This window comes from Psychrobacter muriicola 2pS (assembly GCF_904846535.1).
Taxonomy (GTDB): domain Bacteria; phylum Pseudomonadota; class Gammaproteobacteria; order Pseudomonadales; family Moraxellaceae; genus Psychrobacter; species Psychrobacter aquimaris.
This window is the reverse complement of sequence record NZ_CAJHBC010000008.1, coordinates 89,409-110,475: the sequence shown is the minus strand read 5'-3', so window position 1 is coordinate 110,475 and position 21,067 is coordinate 89,409. Positions and strand designations below refer to the sequence as shown.

The 21,067-nt window shown below is 43.1% G+C and carries 18 protein-coding genes and 1 tRNA gene; 14 read left to right on the top strand and 5 right to left on the bottom strand.

Going from position 1 to position 21,067, the window contains the following annotated elements:
- Positions 1-606 (top strand): fasciclin domain-containing protein, encoded by a 606-nt coding sequence (locus JMX93_RS11850; protein ID WP_193013300.1) that lies wholly within the window; start codon positions 1-3, stop codon positions 604-606.
- A 341-nt stretch (positions 607-947) separates the two neighbouring features.
- Here the strand turns inward: JMX93_RS11850 and JMX93_RS11845 are convergent, their stop codons facing one another.
- Positions 948-2,495: an alanine/glycine:cation symporter family protein gene (locus JMX93_RS11845; protein ID WP_193013299.1), complete on the bottom strand. Its 1,548-nt coding sequence runs from the start codon at positions 2,493-2,495 to the stop codon at positions 948-950.
- A 1,114-nt stretch (positions 2,496-3,609) separates the two neighbouring features.
- Between JMX93_RS11845 and JMX93_RS11840 the strand changes: the two genes are divergently transcribed.
- The 4 genes from JMX93_RS11840 to JMX93_RS11825 all read left to right on the top strand — a co-directional run bounded on the left by JMX93_RS11840 (position 3,610) and on the right by JMX93_RS11825 (position 7,463).
- Positions 3,610-4,242 (top strand): LemA family protein, encoded by a 633-nt coding sequence (locus JMX93_RS11840; protein ID WP_193013316.1) that lies wholly within the window; start codon positions 3,610-3,612, stop codon positions 4,240-4,242.
- Positions 4,243-4,503: 261 nt separating this feature from the next.
- Positions 4,504-5,664 carry a TPM domain-containing protein gene (locus JMX93_RS11835; RefSeq protein WP_499204827.1) on the top strand — a complete coding sequence of 387 codons (1,161 nt, stop codon included), beginning with the start codon at positions 4,504-4,506 and terminating at the stop codon, positions 5,662-5,664.
- Between the two features lie 74 nt (positions 5,665-5,738).
- Positions 5,739-6,263 carry a TPM domain-containing protein gene (locus JMX93_RS11830; protein ID WP_443215813.1) on the top strand — a complete coding sequence of 175 codons (525 nt, stop codon included), beginning with the start codon at positions 5,739-5,741 and terminating at the stop codon, positions 6,261-6,263.
- Between the two features lie 201 nt (positions 6,264-6,464).
- A complete protein-coding gene (locus JMX93_RS11825) occupies positions 6,465-7,463 on the top strand; it encodes an adenosine deaminase (protein ID WP_499204826.1) in 999 nt (332 codons plus the stop codon).
- 99 nt (positions 7,464-7,562) lie between these two features.
- On the opposite strand, the gene JMX93_RS11820 is transcribed toward JMX93_RS11825, so the two are convergent.
- Entirely contained in the window at positions 7,563-8,363 is an 801-nt protein-coding gene (locus JMX93_RS11820) for an NAD-dependent deacylase (RefSeq protein ID WP_499204825.1), read from the bottom strand.
- Between the two features lie 35 nt (positions 8,364-8,398).
- On the opposite strand from JMX93_RS11820, the gene JMX93_RS11815 reads away from it, so the two are divergent.
- Entirely contained in the window at positions 8,399-8,767 is a 369-nt protein-coding gene (locus tag JMX93_RS11815; RefSeq protein WP_193013294.1) for a hypothetical protein, read from the top strand.
- A 150-nt stretch (positions 8,768-8,917) separates the two neighbouring features.
- On the opposite strand, the gene JMX93_RS11810 is transcribed toward JMX93_RS11815, so the two are convergent.
- A tRNA-Arg gene (locus tag JMX93_RS11810) sits at positions 8,918-8,994 on the bottom strand.
- 358 nt (positions 8,995-9,352) lie between these two features.
- On the opposite strand from JMX93_RS11810, the gene JMX93_RS11805 reads away from it, so the two are divergent.
- From JMX93_RS11805 to JMX93_RS11780, 6 genes are all read left to right on the top strand, one after another.
- Positions 9,353-9,955, top strand: coding sequence for a c-type cytochrome (locus tag JMX93_RS11805; protein ID WP_193013293.1), 603 nt, complete (start codon positions 9,353-9,355; stop codon positions 9,953-9,955).
- Positions 9,956-10,188: 233 nt separating this feature from the next.
- Positions 10,189-11,151, top strand: coding sequence for an ABC transporter ATP-binding protein (locus tag JMX93_RS11800; RefSeq protein ID WP_443215598.1), 963 nt, complete (start codon positions 10,189-10,191; stop codon positions 11,149-11,151).
- A gap of 29 nt (positions 11,152-11,180) precedes the next feature.
- Positions 11,181-11,954: an ABC transporter permease gene (locus JMX93_RS11795; RefSeq protein WP_193013315.1), complete on the top strand. Its 774-nt coding sequence runs from the start codon at positions 11,181-11,183 to the stop codon at positions 11,952-11,954.
- Between the two features lie 580 nt (positions 11,955-12,534).
- Positions 12,535-13,572 (top strand): FecCD family ABC transporter permease, encoded by a 1,038-nt coding sequence (locus JMX93_RS11790; protein WP_193013291.1) that lies wholly within the window; start codon positions 12,535-12,537, stop codon positions 13,570-13,572.
- The gene (locus JMX93_RS11785) at positions 13,569-14,837 is read left to right on the top strand and encodes an ABC transporter substrate-binding protein (RefSeq protein ID WP_499204824.1); all 1,269 of its coding nucleotides are present in this window, start codon (positions 13,569-13,571) and stop codon (positions 14,835-14,837) included. Before JMX93_RS11790 ends, JMX93_RS11785 begins: the two co-directional genes overlap by 4 nt.
- 46 nt (positions 14,838-14,883) lie before the next feature.
- Positions 14,884-15,660, top strand: coding sequence for an ABC transporter ATP-binding protein (locus JMX93_RS11780; protein WP_499204823.1), 777 nt, complete (start codon positions 14,884-14,886; stop codon positions 15,658-15,660).
- On the opposite strand, the gene JMX93_RS11775 is transcribed toward JMX93_RS11780, so the two are convergent.
- Complete coding sequence (locus tag JMX93_RS11775; protein ID WP_499204822.1) at positions 15,650-16,522, bottom strand: DMT family transporter; 873 nt, start codon at positions 16,520-16,522, stop codon at positions 15,650-15,652. The two genes, JMX93_RS11780 and JMX93_RS11775, sit on opposite strands and share 11 nt — an antisense overlap.
- Positions 16,523-16,756: 234 nt before the next feature.
- On the opposite strand from JMX93_RS11775, the gene queF reads away from it, so the two are divergent.
- Positions 16,757-17,632 carry an NADPH-dependent 7-cyano-7-deazaguanine reductase QueF gene (gene queF, locus JMX93_RS11770; protein ID WP_499204821.1) on the top strand — a complete coding sequence of 292 codons (876 nt, stop codon included), beginning with the start codon at positions 16,757-16,759 and terminating at the stop codon, positions 17,630-17,632.
- 87 nt (positions 17,633-17,719) lie between these two features.
- Here queF and JMX93_RS11765 read toward each other — a convergent pair whose 3' ends face one another.
- Positions 17,720-19,438: a proline--tRNA ligase gene (locus JMX93_RS11765; protein WP_443559468.1), complete on the bottom strand. Its 1,719-nt coding sequence runs from the start codon at positions 19,436-19,438 to the stop codon at positions 17,720-17,722.
- A gap of 800 nt (positions 19,439-20,238) precedes the next feature.
- Here JMX93_RS11765 and JMX93_RS11760 point away from each other — a divergent pair.
- The gene (locus JMX93_RS11760) at positions 20,239-20,982 is read left to right on the top strand and encodes a DUF4230 domain-containing protein (RefSeq protein ID WP_443559466.1); all 744 of its coding nucleotides are present in this window, start codon (positions 20,239-20,241) and stop codon (positions 20,980-20,982) included.
- Positions 20,983-21,067 lie beyond the last annotated feature (85 nt).

The window sequence follows — 21,067 nt, the reverse complement described above, 5'->3', positions numbered from 1 at the left end:
ATGTTGAAGAAGAACTTACTATCTATCGCTGTCGTTACAGCTGCCATGTCATTAGCCGCTTGTAATGATAAAGAAGCAACTACTGATCCTGTTGAGCCTGAAGTCACTACTGAAGAAGTGGTTGTAGAACCAGTTGCTGAAGTTGAGCCTATGACTGAAGCTGATCCAATGACAGATACTGCTGCGACGCAATCTATTGCTGAAATAGCAGCTGGCAACGAAAATCTAACTATTCTAACCGCTGCATTACAAGCCGCTGGCCTAGATACAATGATGATGGATGCTGGAACTTATACTGTATTTGCACCAACTGATGATGCATTTGCTCCTGTGTTAGAAAAGCTAGGCGTTACTAAAGAAGAGCTATTAGCAGATACAGATCTACTGAAAAAAGTACTTCCGTATCACGTAGTACCTAAGGTTGTTATGGCAGCTGATATCCCTTATGGGACTGACATAGAAACAGCCAATGGCAAAACAATTTCTATCAGCGATGCGAACGTTATCACTGATGCGACTGGTAACACGGCCAATATTACTAGTACAGATATCATGGCAACGAATGGTGTGGTCCACACTATCGATGCAGTATTGATGCCTGAGTAAGTTATTTTTATAGTCGCTTCTCTATTTATGATTACTTAATTAGTTAAATAACGACATTGAAGAAGCCTAGCCATTGAGCTGGGCTTTTTTGCGTTTCGGGGCTACTCATATTTACCATACCATTGAAATAAGTCAGTCGCATGAAAACTGTTGAGTATGGTGGGGAGTGAGAAGAATAGACTCTCATTGGTTCGCATTAACGCAGCTTTAAAGATTAATATCGACTTATGCAAGACATTGACTGAAGGTTTATGAATGCAAAAATTCGAAATAAAAAAGCCCGAAACGATTGTTTCGGGCTTTTGCTTGAGAAGTTCAAATAATGGCTACGTTAAATAATGTTACTTATGCTCTTTACGTAGTGGATCTGCTGCCATTCTTTGTTGCTCTTTTAGATGACGCTCTTCCCAATAAGGGGCGTTTTTGATGCCGAATTTTGCAGGATCAAAACTGTAGCGCTCAACACCTGCTTTACGCTGTGCTTCATAGTCTTTCAGCATCGTAAGTGTTGGACGAGCCACAATGAAGATGACCAAAATACCAACGATGTTTAACCAAGCCATAAGCCCAACACCAATATCACCGATAGCCCAAATGTAGCCAGCTGAGTTTAGGCCACCGTAGGCAACCATCACCATGATTAAGATTTTGACTAAGAATAGACCAGTCTTGTTGGCACCGCGACCGACAAAGCGAGTTAGATAAGCAACGTTCACTTCAGCGATGTAGTAGTAAGCCAAGATAGTGGTAAAAGCAAAGAAGAAGACAGCAATCGCAATAAAGGTGTTACCAAAACCACCATAAACAGATTCCATTGCCATTTGCGTAAATGCTGGGGCGTTGATTTCAGTGGTAGCGGCTACATTCTGTACGATAAATTGACCGTCTGGTAATGTCCCTTGGATGTTATAAGTACCCATTGTTAGGATCATGAAGGCAGTAGCAGAACAAACTAGCAATGTATCAACATATACTGAGAATGCCTGAACGAGACCTTGCTGTGATGGATGCTCAACTTCGGCAGCAGCAGCAGCATGAGGACCTGTACCTTGACCTGCTTCATTTGAGTAAATACCACGTTTTACACCCCAACCAATCGCTGCACCAAAACCCGCTTGTGCTGTAAAGGCATCGCTAATGATGAGACCGAATACTTGTGGAATCATATCAAAGTTAGTGAACATGATGATCAGCGCTAAAGCGATATAGCCTAATGCCATAAAAGGAACGGCATATTCGGTAAACGTTGCGATACGCTTGATACCACCAAAAATGATAATACCTAATACCACAAGGATAATGGCTAAGGCTACTAGACGCATTGAGCCAACTTCTAAGGCGCCAATGTTTATGACAGACCCTTCGCCCATTACCTGTGCGAAAGCATTGATAACGCCGTTTGCCTGTACACCTGGTAAAAACATACCACAAGCGAGGATAGATGAGATTGCAAAGAGGATGCCATACCATTTTTGGCCAAGTGCGCGCTCAAAATAGTAAGCTGGACCACCGCGATATTCGCCAGTGACGACGTCTTTTTCTTTATAAATCTGTGCGAGTGTAGACTCAACATAAGCAGTAGATGCGCCTAAGAAGGCTACGACCCACATCCAAAATACGGCACCTGGGCCACCGAAGCCGATAGCCGCAGCTACCCCAGCGATGTTACCCATACCCACGCGTCCTGCGAGTGATACGGCAAGTGCCTGAAATGATGAAATACCTTGATCACTAGATTTACCAGTGAATAGTAACTTGATCATTTCACCGAACAGGCGCACTTGTACGAAGCGCGTCATAATGGAATAAAATAGGCCCGCGCCCAAACACAGGTAGATCAGTGCGGGGCTCCAGATAATTCCGTTTACTAAGTTAACTAAACCTTCCATATGTATATTCCTAGTACTGTCTCAAAGTGGCTCTGTATGCTAGGAGTAAGCTAACTGGTTAACTTACTTATTTAAGTTAAGCAGTTAAATTATCTACATTGACTCATGTATATCAGTTAAGTCTCATACGCGCTTAGCCACTAAGAATGGACTGTAGTTGTCTGTAATTATCCAACTGGCTTATCAGCATCGTTGCAAGGTTTTTGCTGTCTCAATTACTGCGGCATCCTATCATCACCTAATACATGAGATGAAGGTGCAGTAGACCAGTGGATAAAACAGGCGGTTATAATATTAAATACTTATCCTGCCGATAGCATTCAACTTGCTATGAGCAGTATCGATTCACTACACGGCTGGTGTGGCTGATTGAAATGATTGAGCAAGTATTTAATAATTGAATAATATTTTCACATAGAAATCAATGACTCGCTAATACTAATCAAACTATAAGTCCACTACCAAATGTATTCAAACCGTACGGCTACGTAACTGCAATTTGCCATATTTTTGTAGCAATTACTAGAATTTTCTTTGTACAGAAGCATATATATTCGTATTTAGTCAGGGAGATACAGCCATAAATAACGATAGAATATCGCATGTTTTGCCCTTTCTTAGATATCAAACCAATATATAAAGGCACATCGAATATGCACAAATAGAATGGTTATTCGTTGCTAATCTATCAGTACTCTATGCTGGATAAGCTATGCGCTAAAAGTAATACCAGTGGTGCGATGATATTTGCAATATGAATTTTGCTAATAGCAGGGGATAAAGGGGAGTAATGGTAATGGAATAGCAGTGTGGTTTTGCGGTTGTGTTTTGGTAACGGTCAATTGTAAAAACGTTGAGATAGCGCCATCATTGTCAAGATATCCTATTATCTGTGATACGAGATCATATAGCGGAAGACGATTGCTATCGTACTCATTAACTGCTGTTTTTATATTCGATGCCCATGTATTTCCATGTACATGTATATTGCTTCAATATAAACAGACATATATTTGCATGACCTCATATATCAGCTTCAAAATACAAGCATTCAAAAATTATTAAAAAAGTGTCACTGACTATTTGTTATTTACCATTATTAGGAGAAACAATGATGACGCGTCAATCAATTGTAAAACCCATATTGCTGGCAGCTGTGTTAGCGACTTCTACCGTTGGTCTAAGCGGTTGTGGTTACAATAACCTGCAAGCGCAAGATGAGCAGGTTACTGCATCGTGGTCAGAAGTGGTTAACCAATATCAACGCCGCGCTGATTTGGTGCCAAACTTAGTCAAAGTTGTGCAGCAGTATGCTGAGCAAGAACAAGAAGTGTTTACTCAAGTCGCCGAAGCGCGCTCTCGCGCTGGCAGCATTACTGTGACGCCAGAGGTACTCAATGATCCAGAAGCGATGGAGCGTTATGCGGCCGCACAGGAACAGATGACAGGTGCATTGTCACGTTTGATGGCTGTCTCTGAACGTTATCCTGAGCTAAAGTCAGATGCCTTGTTCCAAGATTTACAAGCCCAGCTCGAAGGCACTGAAAACCGTATTGCCGTCGCTCGTAACCGTTATATTCAAGAAGTGCAAAGCTATAATACGACGGTGCGCCAGTTCCCAACCAACATTACAGCAAAAGTATTTGGTATGGATGCCAAACCAAACTTTAGCGTGGCGAATGAAGAGGCTATTTCAACTGCACCAAGTGTTGATTTCGGTGATGATAAGTCAGCGGCAGCTGAGTAACGGTGATTGAATAGAGACAGAAACAGAGTGAGGTTTACCGCTCTGTTTGTTTAGATTTTTATCGTTTAGCTTAGTTAGCTACTGGTTTACTTAGCCATATTTTTAAAGGTATTGATGGATATGACTGCCTATAAACTTAATACCAAATCCAAAAAGTACGATTAGCTATGTCAAATTTGGTTTCTTTGCTATGCTAATTTTTGTGAATGGTATCACGTAGATTCACTCAGTACAGATGTCACTTGAGGTGGTATAGATTAGATGAACAATTCAAAAGCAATCTTATCAGTATTACTATTCACACTCAGCGTCAGTAGTGCGTCTGTGTTGTATGCTGCGCCCAATGAAGCAATTGATAGCACATCAGGCATGCAAAGTCGTAGTGTTGAGGATTTGGTAGCGATTGCCAAAGCGGGCGAGTCTAATGACGCAATCAATGATGCCGTATTGGGTAATGACGCAATCAATGATGCCATTTTAGGCAATGAGGCGATTAATCCTAATGCGGCTGATAATGAAGCCACAGTTGGGTCAACAGCAGAGAATCGCCCTCCTGTACAGTCAAATGCGACCAGTGTCGATGCCGATAAACTCATATTAAATAATCCTGTCGTTGATCAGGCCAATATTCTAAATCCGCAAGAGAAACAGCGTTTAGAGGCGCAGCTTAGAAGTATTTATCAGCAAGGTCTTGCCCAAGCAGCAGTGGTTATCGTTCCTACGACCAATGGCGTTCCTATATTTGACTATGCTCTACAAGTAGCTGAGAAGTGGCAGCTGGGTAATAAAGACATTGATGATGGCTTACTCATGGTAGTCGCCGTCAATGACCGTGATATGTACATTTTGACAGGTTATGGACTAGAGGGTGTGTTGCCAGATGCCGCGGTCAGTCGTATTATTCGTGAAGATATCACGCCGTTATTTAAGCAAAATAACTATGGTGCTGGAATAATAGCTGGCGTTGACGCACTCAAAACGAGGCTGACTGCTGATCCTGAGGTATTGGCTCGTGCTGATGCGCAAGCTGAGGAGCGTAGTGCGCAACAAGGTTCAGACGAGCTACCATCGCCCATATTTTTATTCATTATGGCAATGATATTTGGAAGCTTTATTACCAGTATTTTTGGTCGTGTATTTGGTTCTGTTATTACTGCTGGTGGCTTTTTTGCGGGATCTTTAGCTTTAGGCGGTGGTTTTTTTATGACCGTGATCATGGCTATATTCTTATGGCTATTTTTGATTTCACGCGGTGGCGGTGGTGGTAAAGGTGGCTCTGGCGGTGGTCGTAGAGGCGGCGGCATGATATTCCTGCCTGGTATGGGCGGTGGTGGTGGATCTGGCGGTGGTGGTTTCGGAGGTGGCGGCTTTGGTGGGGGCGGCGGCGGTTTTGGCGGTGGTGGTGCTGGTGGCTCGTGGTAGATGCTTGATGGATGCTTAAGTAAGAACGGATACTAAACGACCGTCAGCAATGACGTATTTGAGGAACTAGTAAAATGTCAGAAAACAACGCGTCAAATCCCAGTTTTGCCCGCTGGTGGCGTCAAGTCTTATTTATCCCTATATTGCATAGTAAGTGGTTAACAGCAGCAGCCAAAGCGCGTCTAACAGATGAGGTTACACGCGCAGAGCGAGGGCATCGCGGTGAGGTGTTTTTGATTGTAGAAAATCACTTGCCTATTCAAGACGCCTATTATACTGGCTGTCGCGAACGTGCAATTGAGCTGTTTAGCGAATATCGCGTGTGGGATACTGAAGAGAATACGGGCGTCTTGGTGTATGTCAATATTTGCGAGCATCAGTTAGAGATTGTAGCTGATCGTGGTATCAGTGCTCATGTCAGCCCCACCGTTTGGCGCGCTATGTGTGACAAGGCTGTGTCAGGTATTACCAATCAAAAAACCGAAGAAAGCCTTGCTGAATTGTTAGATGAAGTTGGGCAAGTGCTGCGTCAGTATTATCATCTGGAGCAGGATCCAGCGGGTAATGAGTTGTCTGATACTGTGGTGTTTTTGAAGTAACGTTGATCAGGGAACTTGATGGCTTGTTATTTTGCTCGCATCGTCGTGTTCTTTTATAGGGTTTTGGCATGAATTACAATATAATAGCGACTCTAGAAAGAGAGGGCGACCGATATATTGCTCAAGCATATATATAGGCTTTGCATTTATAAAGGCACTTCTCGAAAGCACTCTACTACAAAAAGCCGTCACTGGAACCCTATGATTGATTTAATAAAGAAACTACCAAAAGCTGAGCTGCACTTACATATTGAAGGCTCACTAGAACCTGAGCTGATGTTTAGATTGGCTAAAAAGAACCAGATAGAGATTCCCTATAAAGACATAGAAGATGTACGCAATGCCTACAACTTTACCAACCTGCAAACTTTTTTAGATATTTATTATGCAGGTGCAAATGTCCTTATCACAAAAGATGATTTCTATGATTTAACGTGGGAATACATACTTAAGTGTGTTGAAGACAACGTCATCCACACGGAGATATTTTTTGACCCGCAGACGCATACCGAACGAGGTGTACCTTTCGAAGCAGCAATCACAGGCATCAAAGAAGCGCTCGCAGATGCCAAAGAAAAGTATGGCATCACCTCTTGTATCATCATGTGTTTCTTAAGACATTTATCACAAGAAGCCGCGTTTGAGACTTTAGAGCAAGCACTGGCATTCAAAGATGACATCATCGGTGTTGGTCTTGATTCGTCAGAGCTAGGCAATCCACCATCGAAATTTAAAGAAGTTTTCAAAAAAGCTAAAGAAGCAGGGTTCAAGCTGGTCGCTCATGCTGGTGAAGAGGCTGATTTTTCGTATATTTATGAAGCATTGGACTTATTAAATATCCATAGAATTGATCATGGTGTGCAATCGATAACAAGCCCAGAGTTGATGCAACGACTTAAAGATGAGCAAATGCCGCTGACCGTTTGTCCAAACTCAAACATCGAACTAAAAGTCTTTGATAATTACAAAGAACACAATATCAAAGAGCTGCTAGATTATGGTCTAAATATCACCGTAAACTCTGATGATCCAGCCTATTTCAAAGGTTACATGAATCAGAACTTTATAAATATATGCGAAAACTTACCGTTAACAGCAGATGATGTTGTTACTTTGGTAAAAAACTCCTTTAATGCCTCATTTATTAGTGATGAGTTAAAAAAAGAGTATTTAGCAAAGGTGGATCTGGCTCTACAATAAGCAATGACCGAAAAGATTTTTATTCGTTAAGGCTTAACGGTTGATATCAATCGTTAAGCCTTTTCTCTTTTACACGGTATGCTTTTTAGGTTCAAGCGACTACAGCGCAGTGATTTTCTGGATTAATAACGGCATAATCACACCAGCTTTTTCCGCTAAGGTGATATCCACAATAGTATTGGGCGTTGGATTGGGGTTTATCTCAATGATTTTGGCACCATTTTGCTTCGCCAACTGTGCAAGTCCAGCGGCAGGATAGACGAGACTAGATGTACCAATACTGATAAACACCTCGCAATTCGCCGCCGCATCTTCTGCTGTTTGCCATGCGTGTACTGGTAATGCTTCGCCAAACCAAACGATATCTGGTCTGATATAACTGTCGCAATGTGGACAGGTGATCAGCGTGTCATCAAAATTAATTGTATCCTTACTATGATACGAACCTCTCGATTGATCTTGGTAGGCTGTCTTGCATTGACTACAGCGGTTGCGCCATAGATTACCATGCAGATGAGTCACCGTACTGCCTGCTTGCTCATGTAAATCATCGACATTTTGGGTGATCAGCGTCAATGATTGATGAGATGACTGAGTATGGTATTGCCACTGCGCTAAGGCAGTATGTGCAGGATTCGGTGTTTTATCTGCGACCAATTGCCTGCGCCATTGATACCATGACCATACTAGCTTTGGATCACGAGTGAAAGCCTCGGGTGTGGCCAAGTCTTCCACAGCATAGTTTTCCCACAAGCCCGTTTGCTTATCTCGGAAAGTCGGAATGCCGCTTTCTGCTGAAATCCCTGCACCCGTTAAGATGCAAATATGCTGTTTGGATGTCAATAATTTAGCAGCAAGTTCTACTTCTGCTATTAACGCTGGTGATAATTCTGCTAACATGAGCCAACCCTTGCTAATAATGGATATCTCTTCTAATGATAGATGGAATTTGGTGGCTTGTCATATTGTTTGCCGTTATTGCTGCCTTATGGTTGTTGGCAAAGTCACGCGGCGTAAAAGTGGGTGAGACAATTCATAATAAATCGTCTAAAAGCTCGAAAAAGCTTATTAATGACGACCTACAAAAAACCTCCGCGCTGATTAAACAGTATTTCCCTGGTTACCGAGTCACACGCAAGACGAATCATTTATTGCTCAGTAAACAAGACAAAAAAATTGCTATGATTACGATGGATAAGAAAATTGCCTCAGGTCAGCGCCTGTTGGGTAACGTGCCCGTGATTAATTATCATCGTGTACCTAGCCGTGCCCAGCTAGCGGCTAACTTGCAGGAAGCAGAGTAGGCGAGTGCTATAAGCAAAATATCTATCATATAAGAAAAGTGTCTATCAATAGACGAGCACGCATGGCGAAATCCACAAATATTGTTAAGCGCAGAGTTGATGGGTATTCAAGATTTAGGGTAATACTAGAAAAGGAATAAATACGATTATTGGTGCGCTCGGCGGGAATCGAACCCACGACCCTCGGCTTCGGAGACCGATACTCTATCCAACTGAGCTACGAGCGCATAACAACAACAGCGTACGGTATTATCAACATCATGCCTAAACGAGCGTTATGAGCAGTAAAGATGTCGAAAAATAAAGACCGCTTAGTCTAACAAATAAAAGTCATAAAGCCAATGAATGAAGGCAGTGATTGATGTTTTTTAAGAAAAAACAGGATAGTCATTAAACAGGCATGGCAATTTACCTGCCTTTTCCCTTATAATGTTAGGGAGAATTCATATTTATAATCACCGATTACAAGTGTGCTGGTACGCGGGATGGCTGTTTGCTATTGATAACTGTTTGGTTGTCAAAGGAGGACAAGCAGAATGTCTGAGCCGTATAAGCCTTTGTATATGTAATAAGAGAACGTGACGAATGAGAAAAGTAGTTATGTTATCGGCAGCTGCCATTCTAGGAATCGCTAGTATCGCGGTGAGCCAAGCTGAAAGTGTTGTAGACACTCCTGTAACTGTCTCTGATGTAGCAAAAGCGCAGAAAGTCGTAGCAAATGCGCCTGAGCAGTTGGGTAATGACACCCAAGCTGCTGCAGAAACTGCTGCTGCCGCACCTGCGGTTGATAAAGAGCCTATTCCGCAAGATACGCCGCAAGTGCAAAAGCTGATTGCTTTGTATCCTAACCTAATTGCTCGCATTCAGCCAGTTGGTAAAGTGTGCTTTGAAGACGATGAAGTTTGTGATGTGACGGCACGCGCCGCTGGCCCAGCAGCGGGTGATGGTCCTCGTGAGGGCAAGGCAGTATACAATGCTGTATGTCATACTTGTCATGCTGCAGGTCTACTTGGCTCACCGATCTTAGGGGACGCTGGTGCATGGGGCCCACGTATCTCTAAGGGTAAAGAAACGTTATATACTCATGCTATCAATGGTTTTAACGCCATGCCTGCTAAAGGTGGTGCTGATATCCCTGATGAAGAAGTTCAAAATGCTGTTGATTATATGGTTGGTGAAGCAAGCTAATTTATATTGAAAATCTGGCTAAGCCTTTCACGATATATATCAATGGAGCGCCTATTTCATTAAATGAGATAGGCGCTTTTTTAATGATGAGTATTATCAATACGGTACTTCTAAGGCATAGCAGTTGAAATTCACCGACACTAGCCTCACTTTATGACATTACACCATCTCTTCTGTCTATTCATATTCTAAAAACGTTTTTACATAAATTTATAACCAATAAAGAGGTTGTCATGTCTGAGGTACCAGCACTTGCTATCCAGAATTTATCCAAAACCTATAGCAATGGGTTTTCAGCACTCAAAGATGTCAGTTTAACTGTCCCGCAAGGGGGGTTTTTTGCGTTACTGGGGCCAAATGGTGCTGGTAAATCAACCATGATCGGTATTATTAGCTCGTTGTTTAAACCAACAACTGGCAGTGTAAAGATCTTTGGCACAGACTTACTAGAGAACCCGTCTGTCGCTAAACAGTATCTTGGTATCGTCCCACAAGAGTTTAATTTTAATATGTTCGAAAAAGTCGAAGATATTTTAATTACACAGGCAGGTTACTTTGGTATTCCTGCCAAAGAAGCACGCCCACGGGCAAAACGATTATTAATGGCGCTAGGTCTGTGGGACAAACGCAATAGCAAGTCACGTGAGCTATCAGGTGGTATGAAGCGCCGTTTAATGATCGCGCGAGCATTAATTCATAAGCCAAAGCTATTGATTCTCGATGAGCCAACCGCTGGTGTCGATATTGAGTTACGCCGCTCTATGTGGGAGTTTATGCAGCAGATTAATATCGAAGAAAACACTACGATTATTCTGACCACGCACTATTTGGAAGAAGCGGAGCAGCTGTGTAAACGCATTGCGATTTTGGATCATGGTGAGATTCGTATTAATACCGAGATGAAGGACTTGCTAGCGCAGCTATCGGTTGAGACCTTTGTTTTTGATTTGGAGACACCGTTTAAGCGTCAACTGGTTTTGGCAGGAGTGACAGACACATCACAACCTGATGATCAGACGCTAGAAGTCACGCTGACTGAAGGTGAGTCATTGAATGGTGTTTTTGATCAGTTATCGGAACAAGGTATCACGGTAGCTAGTATGCGTAATAAAGCCAATCGACTAGAAGAGCTGTTTATGCGCTTAGTAGACAAAAATATCCAAAGTACAGACAGCATGAAGGAGGCGGGATTGTGAGTCAAGAAATGATAGATCCTAATAAAACAATGTCATGGAATAAAAAGTGGATCGCTTTTCGCACCATTTTGTTAAAAGAAGTTCGCCGAATTTTGCGTATTTGGCCACAGACCTTGCTGCCACCAGTCATTACGATGAGTCTTTATTTTGTCATCTTTGGTAAGATGATTGGCTCGCGTGTGGGTGAAATGGGCGGCGTGCCATATATGCAGTTTATCGTGCCTGGCCTCATTATGATGTCGATTATTACCAACAGTTACTCCAATGTGGTATCGAGCTTTTTTAGCGCCAAATTCACGTCCAGTATCGAAGAGCTTTTGGTTTCACCAGTATCCAAACATGCGATTTTGATGGGCTATATTAGTGGTGGTATCTTTCGTGGACTGGCCATTGGTATCATCGTCTCAATAGTCGCGCTATTTTTTACCGACTTGGGTATTGAGCATTTATTTGTGACGGTATTTACGGTACTGGGTACATCTATCTTGTTTTCACTTGGCGGCTTTATTAATGCTGTCTTTGCTCGCTCATTTGATGATATCTCTATCATTCCAAGTTTTGTGCTTACGCCATTGACTTATCTAGGCGGGGTATTTTATTCGATGGAAAACTTGTCACCATTTTGGCAAAATATCTCGCTATTAAATCCTATCGTTTATATGGTGAACTCGTTCCGTTACGGTATTCTGGGTTATTCTGATGTGAATGTTTGGTATTCGATGGCGGCTATTTTTGTCTTCTGTGCAATATTCTATACCATTGCCTACCGCTTACTAAGTAATGGTTCGCGCGTACGTTTGTAGATTAGTTTGTAAAATGTAGCTTGTCACCTTATTATGAGAGTCCAACATTGTTGGGCTTTTTTTATGTAAAGATCATGGCAAAAAATACTGGGGTAGTGGTCGGCATGCATTGGGGTTGGCAAGTGTGACCCCAATGCATGCCGCGCCGCGAGCAGCAATGGCAGGTTTTGTTTTGTTTGAAATTATTAATAGCAAATAGCATTTTTTCATACAATACTACAATAATGTTAGCTTTACCTTTAGTTTGCCAGCTGTGTTTGTCTATCGTCAGTCCTGCATAAAATATGTGCAAATATTGCAAAGTACCACGGAGACAGTTTTCTTTCCTTTTCTTTAGCGCAATTTGGTATCGTTCTTTTTCGAATAGGTGCGTATCGGTCGTGGCAATTTCTTGGTGGTGAAAGAACAGGCTAGTCTTATCATGTCTTTTTTCAAATGGAATAGCACTTATTATGTGAATTCAAAGGGTTAATAAGGGGAAAGATAAGACTATTAATTGCGAATGTTCCTCATTAACACTATAATTCTCATCTTTAAGACAAAAGGTAGCTTAAGTCTGCCTTAGCAATTGAGATACAAGATGACCCAATCCGTCAGCGAACAAATCATTCGACAACAACGTCGCATAGAGTCAAAACGCCGAGTGGTATTATTGGCGCTGGCGGCAGCGTGTTTATTGGGTCTGGTGCTTGATGTGATGACAGGGCCTTCCATGCTACCGATGGGAGAGGTCGTTAGAACATTACTACAGCTCAGCGGTGTGGATGATACCTCGCATACCATTGTTTATGATCTGCGGTTGCCTATTGCGTTTATGGCTTTGCTAGTGGGGGCGTCGCTCGGTGCCGGTGGTGCTGAGATGCAGACATTACTTAATAATCCGATGGCAAGCCCTTATACGCTAGGGCTTGCAGCGGCAGCAGGGTTTGGAGCGTCACTGGTCATTGCGTTTGGTAGTTTCGGCATGCCACTGCAATATGCCGTGCCTATTGGGGCATTTTCGATGACGATGCTCGCTTCTGCGGTGCTGTTTTTGTTTGCATCATTGCGACAGTTTGGTGCTTCTACGCTGATATTAGTAGGCATTGCGCTGTTATTTATTTTTCAGTCACTATTGTCATTGGTACAATTTACTGCATCATCTGAGGTCTCGCAGCAGATTTTGTTTTGGTTATTTGGTAGTTTAACCAAATCCACTTGGACCAATGTGGTGGTGGTCGCCGTCGTGAGTAGTATTTGTATTACCCTACTGATGCGAGACAATTGGAAATTAACCGCGCTAAGACTGGGTGAAGAGAGAGCCTCGGCACTTGGTGTCAATATTACGCGTTTACGCATCAAAACCTTGATTTTAGTGGCGATGATGACGGCAACAGCGATTAGCTTTGTCGGGGTGATTGGCTTTATTGGTTTGGTGGCACCGCACGTTGCAAGGCTGCTCGTTGGCGAAGACCAACGTTATTTTTTACCCGCGACCATGCTCGCTGGCGCGGCGTTTTTATCATTCTCATCGGTATTATCGAAAGTGATTATCCCAGGAGCATTGTTTCCGGTTGGGATTGTCACGTCGTTTGTGGGCGTGCCTTTTTTATTCTGGATTATTTGGACTAAGCGATGAAAAACTGGATTTGCGGGACAGTGGCAGTAGGTTTAATGTTAACGACGTTAACTGCCCAAGCAGAAGTCAAAACCATCAATGATGTACTAGGACGTGACGTAAAAGTCGATGTACCTGCCAAGCGCGTGGTGTTGGGATTCTATTATCCTGATTATATTGCCGCGACAGGGGCGGAAAACTTTGGGCAGGTGGTGGGTATTTCTCGAGAGTTTTGGGAAAAATTCAACCCTGGTAGCTGGGATTTGTATAATCAAAAATTGCCTAATTTGCAAAGCATTGGCGATATTGGCAATATCGATAGGGGCACGTTCTCGTTTGAAAAAACCTTGGCAATGAAACCTGATGTGGTGATACTGGCAAAGCAGCAATACGATACGCTAAAAGCCGAAATACCTCGTTTTGAAGCGGCTAACATTCCAGTGGTGGTAGTTGATTACAACGATCAAACGGTGAAAAATCATGTCAAAAGCACTCAAATATTTGGGCAACTGACGGGCAGCGAGCAACGTGCCAGCCAAGTGGCGCAAGAATATGCTGATGGTATAGCGGACATCCAAAAAAGAGTACAAGCGGCACAAAGTCCTAAGCCCAAAATCTACATCGAATTTGGTGATAAAGGACCAAAAGAGCACAGCTTTACCTTTGGTAAAAATATGTGGGGAGCGATTGCCGATATTGTGGGCGGTGATAACATCAGTAAACCCTTTATCGAAGACTGGGGCGTCATTAACCCTGAGCAAGTTTTGGTGAGTAAACCTGACGTTATTATGATCTCAGGCACCGAAGTGGGTATGAAACAGCCTAATGCGATGGCAATGGGCATTGATATCAGTGCCGATGAAGCCCAGCGCCGTCTAAAAGGCTTTACTACCCGCAATGGTTGGGAAAATCTGCCCGCAGTGAAGAACAACCGTGTATATGGCATTTATCACACGACTTCTCGCTCGTTGTCTGACTTGGCAGCCGCACAATTTATGGCAAAAGCGTTATACCCTAAAGCCTTTACCGATGTCGACCCTGAAAAAACCTACATGAATTTTCACGAAAAATACTTGCCAGTCAAGCCAAACGGTACGTTTTTTATCCAGCTAGGCTGTGGAGAAATTGTTTGTGATGACAGTGCTAAAGACGATGCTAAAGACCAAGCCAATAATAATGTAGACTCATCGACAGCTGTGACTCAAGCCGATCCTGCTGCCAATACGTCTGAAAATGTGTCGTGGTTTACTAAGCTCATGAATTGGTTCAGCGGTTTGTTTGCTTAAGTAGAGACATGCCCTAGTTTTTGACAATTTGATAGAAGAAGTCGCTATGCTCAAGCTTGACCGTTTAACCATCCAATATGGCTCGCACACCGTGGCTCACGCTATGGATACCCAGTTTGAATCAGGCAAAATTTATACCATTTTGGGAGCGAATGGAGCAGGTAAGTCAAGTTTGCTTAAGGCGATTTTTGGCGAGTTGGCATTTTCTGGCACTATCGTCTATCAGGGCGCTACGCAGAGCAAAGCCAATCTCAATGCATGGCGAAAACCCATTGCTTATATGCCGCAAGACAGTCACACCGACGCCGAGCTGACTACCCTCGAAGTAGTACTGCTCGGGCGCATGAATGCCTTGAGCCGCCATATCAGTGATGAGTTATTAACAGAAGCCGTTGAACTATTGGCAGAGTTAAATATTTCCCATTTGGCACATCGCTCTATCCGATCATTGAGTGGTGGCCAGCGGCAACTGGCGATGTTTGCCCAAGCCTTACTGCGCCGTCCCAAGATTTTATTGCTTGATGAACCCGTCTCAGCACTGGACATGGCCCATCAAATCAATCTATTGGACAAAGTGAGCCATTACACCAAGCAGCACCAGTTAATTTGTATCATGGTCTTGCATGATCTGAGCCTAGCCGCGCAATTTTCGGATGAAGTTTTACTGTTAGCTGATGGTCATATTCACGCCCAAGGTACGCCAAGCGCTGTATTACAATCCGAGATTTTACGCCAAGTGTATCACGTGGATATTGAGATTCTGACGAGTCATCAAGGCTTACCTGTGATTCATCCGTATAAAAAGCGAAAAACTATAGTTTAACGGTTTTTTTGTCAGGCACGCTGCTGACAATCCCTGCCAAAATGACCGCCACAATACCAAGAATCTCTACCCAGCCAATGTGTTCACCTGCAAAAATGACCCCATAAGCCGCCGCAAACACGACCGTTAAATAGGACAATGCCGCGACCGTGAATTTTTGCCCCACGTGATAGGCATGCGTCATCGCCAATTGAGCGAGCAATCCTGTCACACCAATGCCGATGATGTAAGGCAAACTTGCGCTCGTGAAAGCGTTCCAACCAAACCATGTTGCGGCTATGGCTGAGACAATGGTCGCCACTGCCGAAAAGTAAAACACAATCCGCCATGCAGGTTCACCCATCAAGGATAGCTCTCGCACTTGCAGCAGCGCAAAAGCCGTAAAAATACCGCCGCTTAAGGTAATTAAAGTCTCCAATAATCTATCGGAGGCGAAGGCAGGTTTTAGCATCAGACAAATACCCGCTAATCCCATCAGCAGCGCGACCCACGTTTTGAGTGACGGTTTGTCTTTTAGCCAAAAAATAGATAGCAAGGCAATAAAAACGACAGAGGTGTAGTTCAGCGTCACAGACGTTGCTAGTGGTAAATGACCCAAGCCATAAAATGCCAGTAACAATGCTGTCGTGCCTGCGAGACTACGCTGCATATGACCCCAAAAAAACGGTGTTTTAAGGGTTTTTTTTCGCGCAAGTGTGGTGCCAAAAATGACTAGGGCAGGCAACAAGGAGCGCCAAAAGGCCAATTCATATTCATTCATGTGCAATTGAGTGGCGGCATTTTTGACCAAGATACTCATCATGGCAAACAAGAAGGCTGCAATAACCATCCAGCCTGAGCCTAAAGGAATTCTTTTTATCATAGGTAGTGTTAAGCAAAAAGAGGCAATTGTAACATTCTAAGCAGTAGCTTTTTGGCTAATTTAAGGAACGAATGATTATAATATTTGAAGGTGATTTGACGATATGGCTTACGTTTTAATGATGCCAAAGTAGACCTTGATGGTAAGTAGTAAATTATTCCTGTAAGGTAGCCCCTTACTGTAAAATAGCGTGTTTTCGTTTCATTATATTTAAGCATGAAAGGTAAGTAACTTATGAGTATTCACGGTATCTTGGGTGAGCAAACCACTGACTATCCAACTGAGTATAGTCCAGAAACCTTGTATCCTATTGCCCGCAGTATGGGGCGTGATGTCATTGGCTGGCAAGACGATAAGTTAATGGTTGGCATCGATTGGTGGCAGGCATTTGAGATGTCTTGGTTGAATCCGCAAGGACTCTCGCAAGTTGCTATCGCACGTTTTGGCATTCCGGCCAGCTCGCCATTTATCGTTGAGTCAAAGTCACTTAAGCTCTATCTAAACAGTATCAACTTTACTGAATTCGCTAGTTGGGCAGAGGTGCAAACGCTGATTGCTAAAGACTTATCAGCCTGCGTACAAGCAGACGTACAAGTTGAGTTGTTTGGCTTAAATGACGACCTGCATGATAAGGCATCAGGGTTATTGGTAGCTCAACCTGAGGGTATTTGTATCGATGACGCGCTTGCCAATAGTAGTGAAAAAGTCGCATTGTGCGAACATCCTGACGCGTCGTTATTGAATGATGACAAAACGGGTACTCATTCAGAAATCGACAGCGCTCAGCCTTATACTTTTTATTCTAATTTGCTACGTAGTAATTGTCCGGTGACCAATCAGCCAGATTGGGGTACATTAGCAGTTTCGATTACCAGTAATAAAACAGTCGATGAGGCTGGAATGCTGCGTTATATCTTAAGTTTTCGTCAGCACAATGGTTTTCATGAGCAGTGTGTGGAGCAAATATTTGCTGATTTGAGTCAATACTATGAGCCAAGTGAGCTGATGGTTCGCGCTTGGTATACACGCCGTGGTGGTATCGATATCAATCCTTGTCGCGTCAGTGATATCCGCTTAATGCCGCAGCCAAGCCGCTTGATTCGTCAGTAGATATGGCTCAAATAGATAGCTAATAAAAAAGCGCCTATCTCATTTATGAGCTAGGCGCTTTTTATTACGTAAGTTTTATTAAAAAAACTATTTGCTGCTTACTTTTGCCAGTACTTCTTCCCGGCTTAGCATTTGTTTTTCTGCTTCACGGCGATTGACGTATTCGTATTTGCCTTCAGCCAAGTTGCGGTCTGAAACCACGATACGATGTGGAATACCAATCAATTCAAGATCAGCAAATTTGACACCCGGACGCTCGTTACGATCATCAAGAAGCACATTGATGCCTTGTGCTTTTAACTCTTCATAGAGTGCCGTCGCTGTCTGCATGACGGTCTCTTCTTTTGACTTCATCGGTATGATGGCGACTTCAAAAGGTGCAATCGAATCATTAACCGTCGGCGTTTGTGGCCACATAATGCCGTTTTCGTCGTTGTTCTGCTCGATGGCAGCAGCGATAATACGGCTAACACCAATACCATAGCAACCCATCATTAGGGTCACAGGCTTACCATCTTCACCAGATACGGTAGCATTTAATGCTTGCGAGTACTTATCACCCAACTGGAAGATATGACCGACTTCGATACCGCGTTTGATTTTTAGCGTACCTTTACCATCAGGAGAAGGGTCGCCCTCTTGCACATTGCGCACATCAACGACGCGAGTAATGCTCGCATCACGTGCCCAGTTCATACCAATGGTGTGTTTATTGACTTCATTGGCACCGCACACAAAGTCTGACAAAGTTGCCGCAGAACGATCAACGAATACAGGCATATCTAAATTAACACCAATATAGCCTTTATGCAAGCCAGCTGCTTTTAGCTCTTCATCAGAAGCCAATGTCAGTGGCACGTTAGCCTCTTCGATTTTTTCAGCTTTGATAGTGTTTAGCTGATGATCGCCACGTAAGACGATAGCAATCAGTTGTGGCTCATCATTTTCGGTATGACCGTGGACGATCAAGGTTTTTACGGTCGTTTCTAGTGGCACACCTAGGTGCTCAGAAACCATCTTACAAGTGGTCATATTTTCCGTTAAGACGTCTTCGCGCTCCATCTTCGGCGGCTGACGCTCAGCAGTGCTCACCGATTCAGCCAGTTCAACGTTGGCTGCATAATCAGAAGAGTCAGAGAAGGCGATATCATCTTCGCCGCTATCTGCCAAGACGTGAAATTCATGTGAAGCAAAACCACCAATAGAACCAGTGTCTGCTTGTACCGCACGGAAATCTAAGCCCAAACGGGTAAAGATACGCGTATAAGCATCATACATATCATGGTAAGTCTTGGCCAATGACGCTTGGTCAACGTGGAATGAGTAGGCGTCTTTCATGGTGAATTCACGTGCGCGCATCACCCCAAAACGTGGACGAATCTCATCACGGAATTTGTTCTGAATTTGAAAGAAAGTAATCGGTAGTTGTTTATAACTACGCAGCTCGCCTTGCGCCAGATTGGTGATGACTTCTTCATGCGTCGGACCTAATACAAAATCGCGATCATGACGGTCTTTGAAGCGCAATAGCTCAGGACCATAATCGTTAAAGCGTCCGGTCGTTTGCCAAAGCTCGGCAGGCTGGGTCATGGGCATAAGCACTTCTTGAGCACCAACCTCTTGCATCTCTTCACGAACAATGCGCTCGACTTTTTGTAAGACACGCAGCCCCATGGGCAACCAAATATATAACCCAGAAGCAATTTTACGAATAAGACCGGCACGCACCATCAATTGGCTTGAGGCGATATCGGCATCATTTGGGGTTTCTTTTAGAGTGGCAAATAAAAATTGACTGGCTTTCATAAATAAAGCATAACCTTATCAACGATAAAATAAATAAGAAATAGTAGGATATTGAGCGTGTGCTTTGATGGCCGACGCAAGCTTACCTTTTATCACTTGGTAATAGTCTAGGACATACCTAGCTAAAAAGTACTGCGACAAACAGTACATGAGTAGAAAGTGCATTCATAAAACGCTTTGCAAAAAGGCTGAAACTTTTCATTTTGCATTACAACGTTTATGTTGGCAGCGTCATATTTTAAGCATAAAAACCAGAAAAATAGATGTACGCCAACATTTTGCTTATACAATCTGACTATGTTAGGTAAAGTTAGCCTAAGACGCAATGACTTTTTGTTTTTTCAGACAGAACCAGACTTAAAGGAGCAAATGAGGTCGCTATAACTCGATTATTTACCAGTTTTAAGCGTATTTATAGTAAATGGAGCCGCGATTTTAGAAAAGGGTAACGCTAGTCATTATGTAGCGTATTGGTAGTTATTACTTGAAGTTGCTACTCAAAAATAGCATTAATCCTATTAGTGCATGATTTTTCGTGTAGCTCCAATATAGCTCCAATCTTTGAACGTTGAACAGACTCTAGGGCGTGTCCTCATTTAAAAAACGGTGATAAAAATGAGATAAATGGGCGTTAAACAAGGAAAGTAGCGCAAATAATATCAAGATATTGATAAGCTATTTGACGATGTTTGGCAAAATTTAGTCATTTTTATCACCGTTTAAAAGATATTCGATTGAATTGAGGACACGTCCTAATATGTAGTTATAAAAATAAACGATAAAACTATGAAGGTGCATATATGAACCGTCCTGACAATCGCTCTCCTCTTGATAATAGTGCGACTAAGCCACAAGTGAAAAAACCCGTCGCGATGATGTCGTGGTTAGTACTACTCATTGGTCTTGCCGCACTCGTTTTTGCGATTTATAGCGTGCAAAATATGACCAAAGAGGAACCGATAGAAACCATTACTCGTGAAGGCGTTGTCACACAAATCCAAAAGTTAAATCGTTTGGAAACGGTGGCGTTCAGTGTCGATACCGTCATTACTAGCCAGCGCCCTGGCAGTTGGATGAAGCTGTGGCAAGACGAGCAAAAGGGTTTGTTTATCGCACGTGGGCGTGTAGAGGCTGGGATTGATTTAAGTGCAATAACCCCTGAGATGGTACAAGTGGTGCAGCCTGATAGTAATATGGATGAGATACAGCAAGCCGACGCTCGTACGCCAGTCCCAACGATGCCACAAATTAATATTACCTTACCACCGTCAGAGATATTTTCTGTCTATCTAGATGATATCGAGATTTATGACTGGCAGACAGGCGCTTTTGGCATGATGCAAGTCGATCCGAAAATCTTGCAACAAGCGCAAAGTATGGCAAAAAAAGAAGTGCTCGAACGTGCTTGTCGCGGTGATGTGATGAATATGGCACTAGAGAATGCGCAAACCCAACTGCAACAGCTATTTTCATTAACTGGTGCCGTAGTGACGGTAACCACGCAGGGTGCAGGGGCGTGTCAATTGCCAACCACAAGCTCGTAGGGTTGGCAGTGATTGATAAATAATTGAGTTTTGGCGAACTGGGCTTTATATTGAGCGAAAATATCTAATCAAATCGTATAAAGCC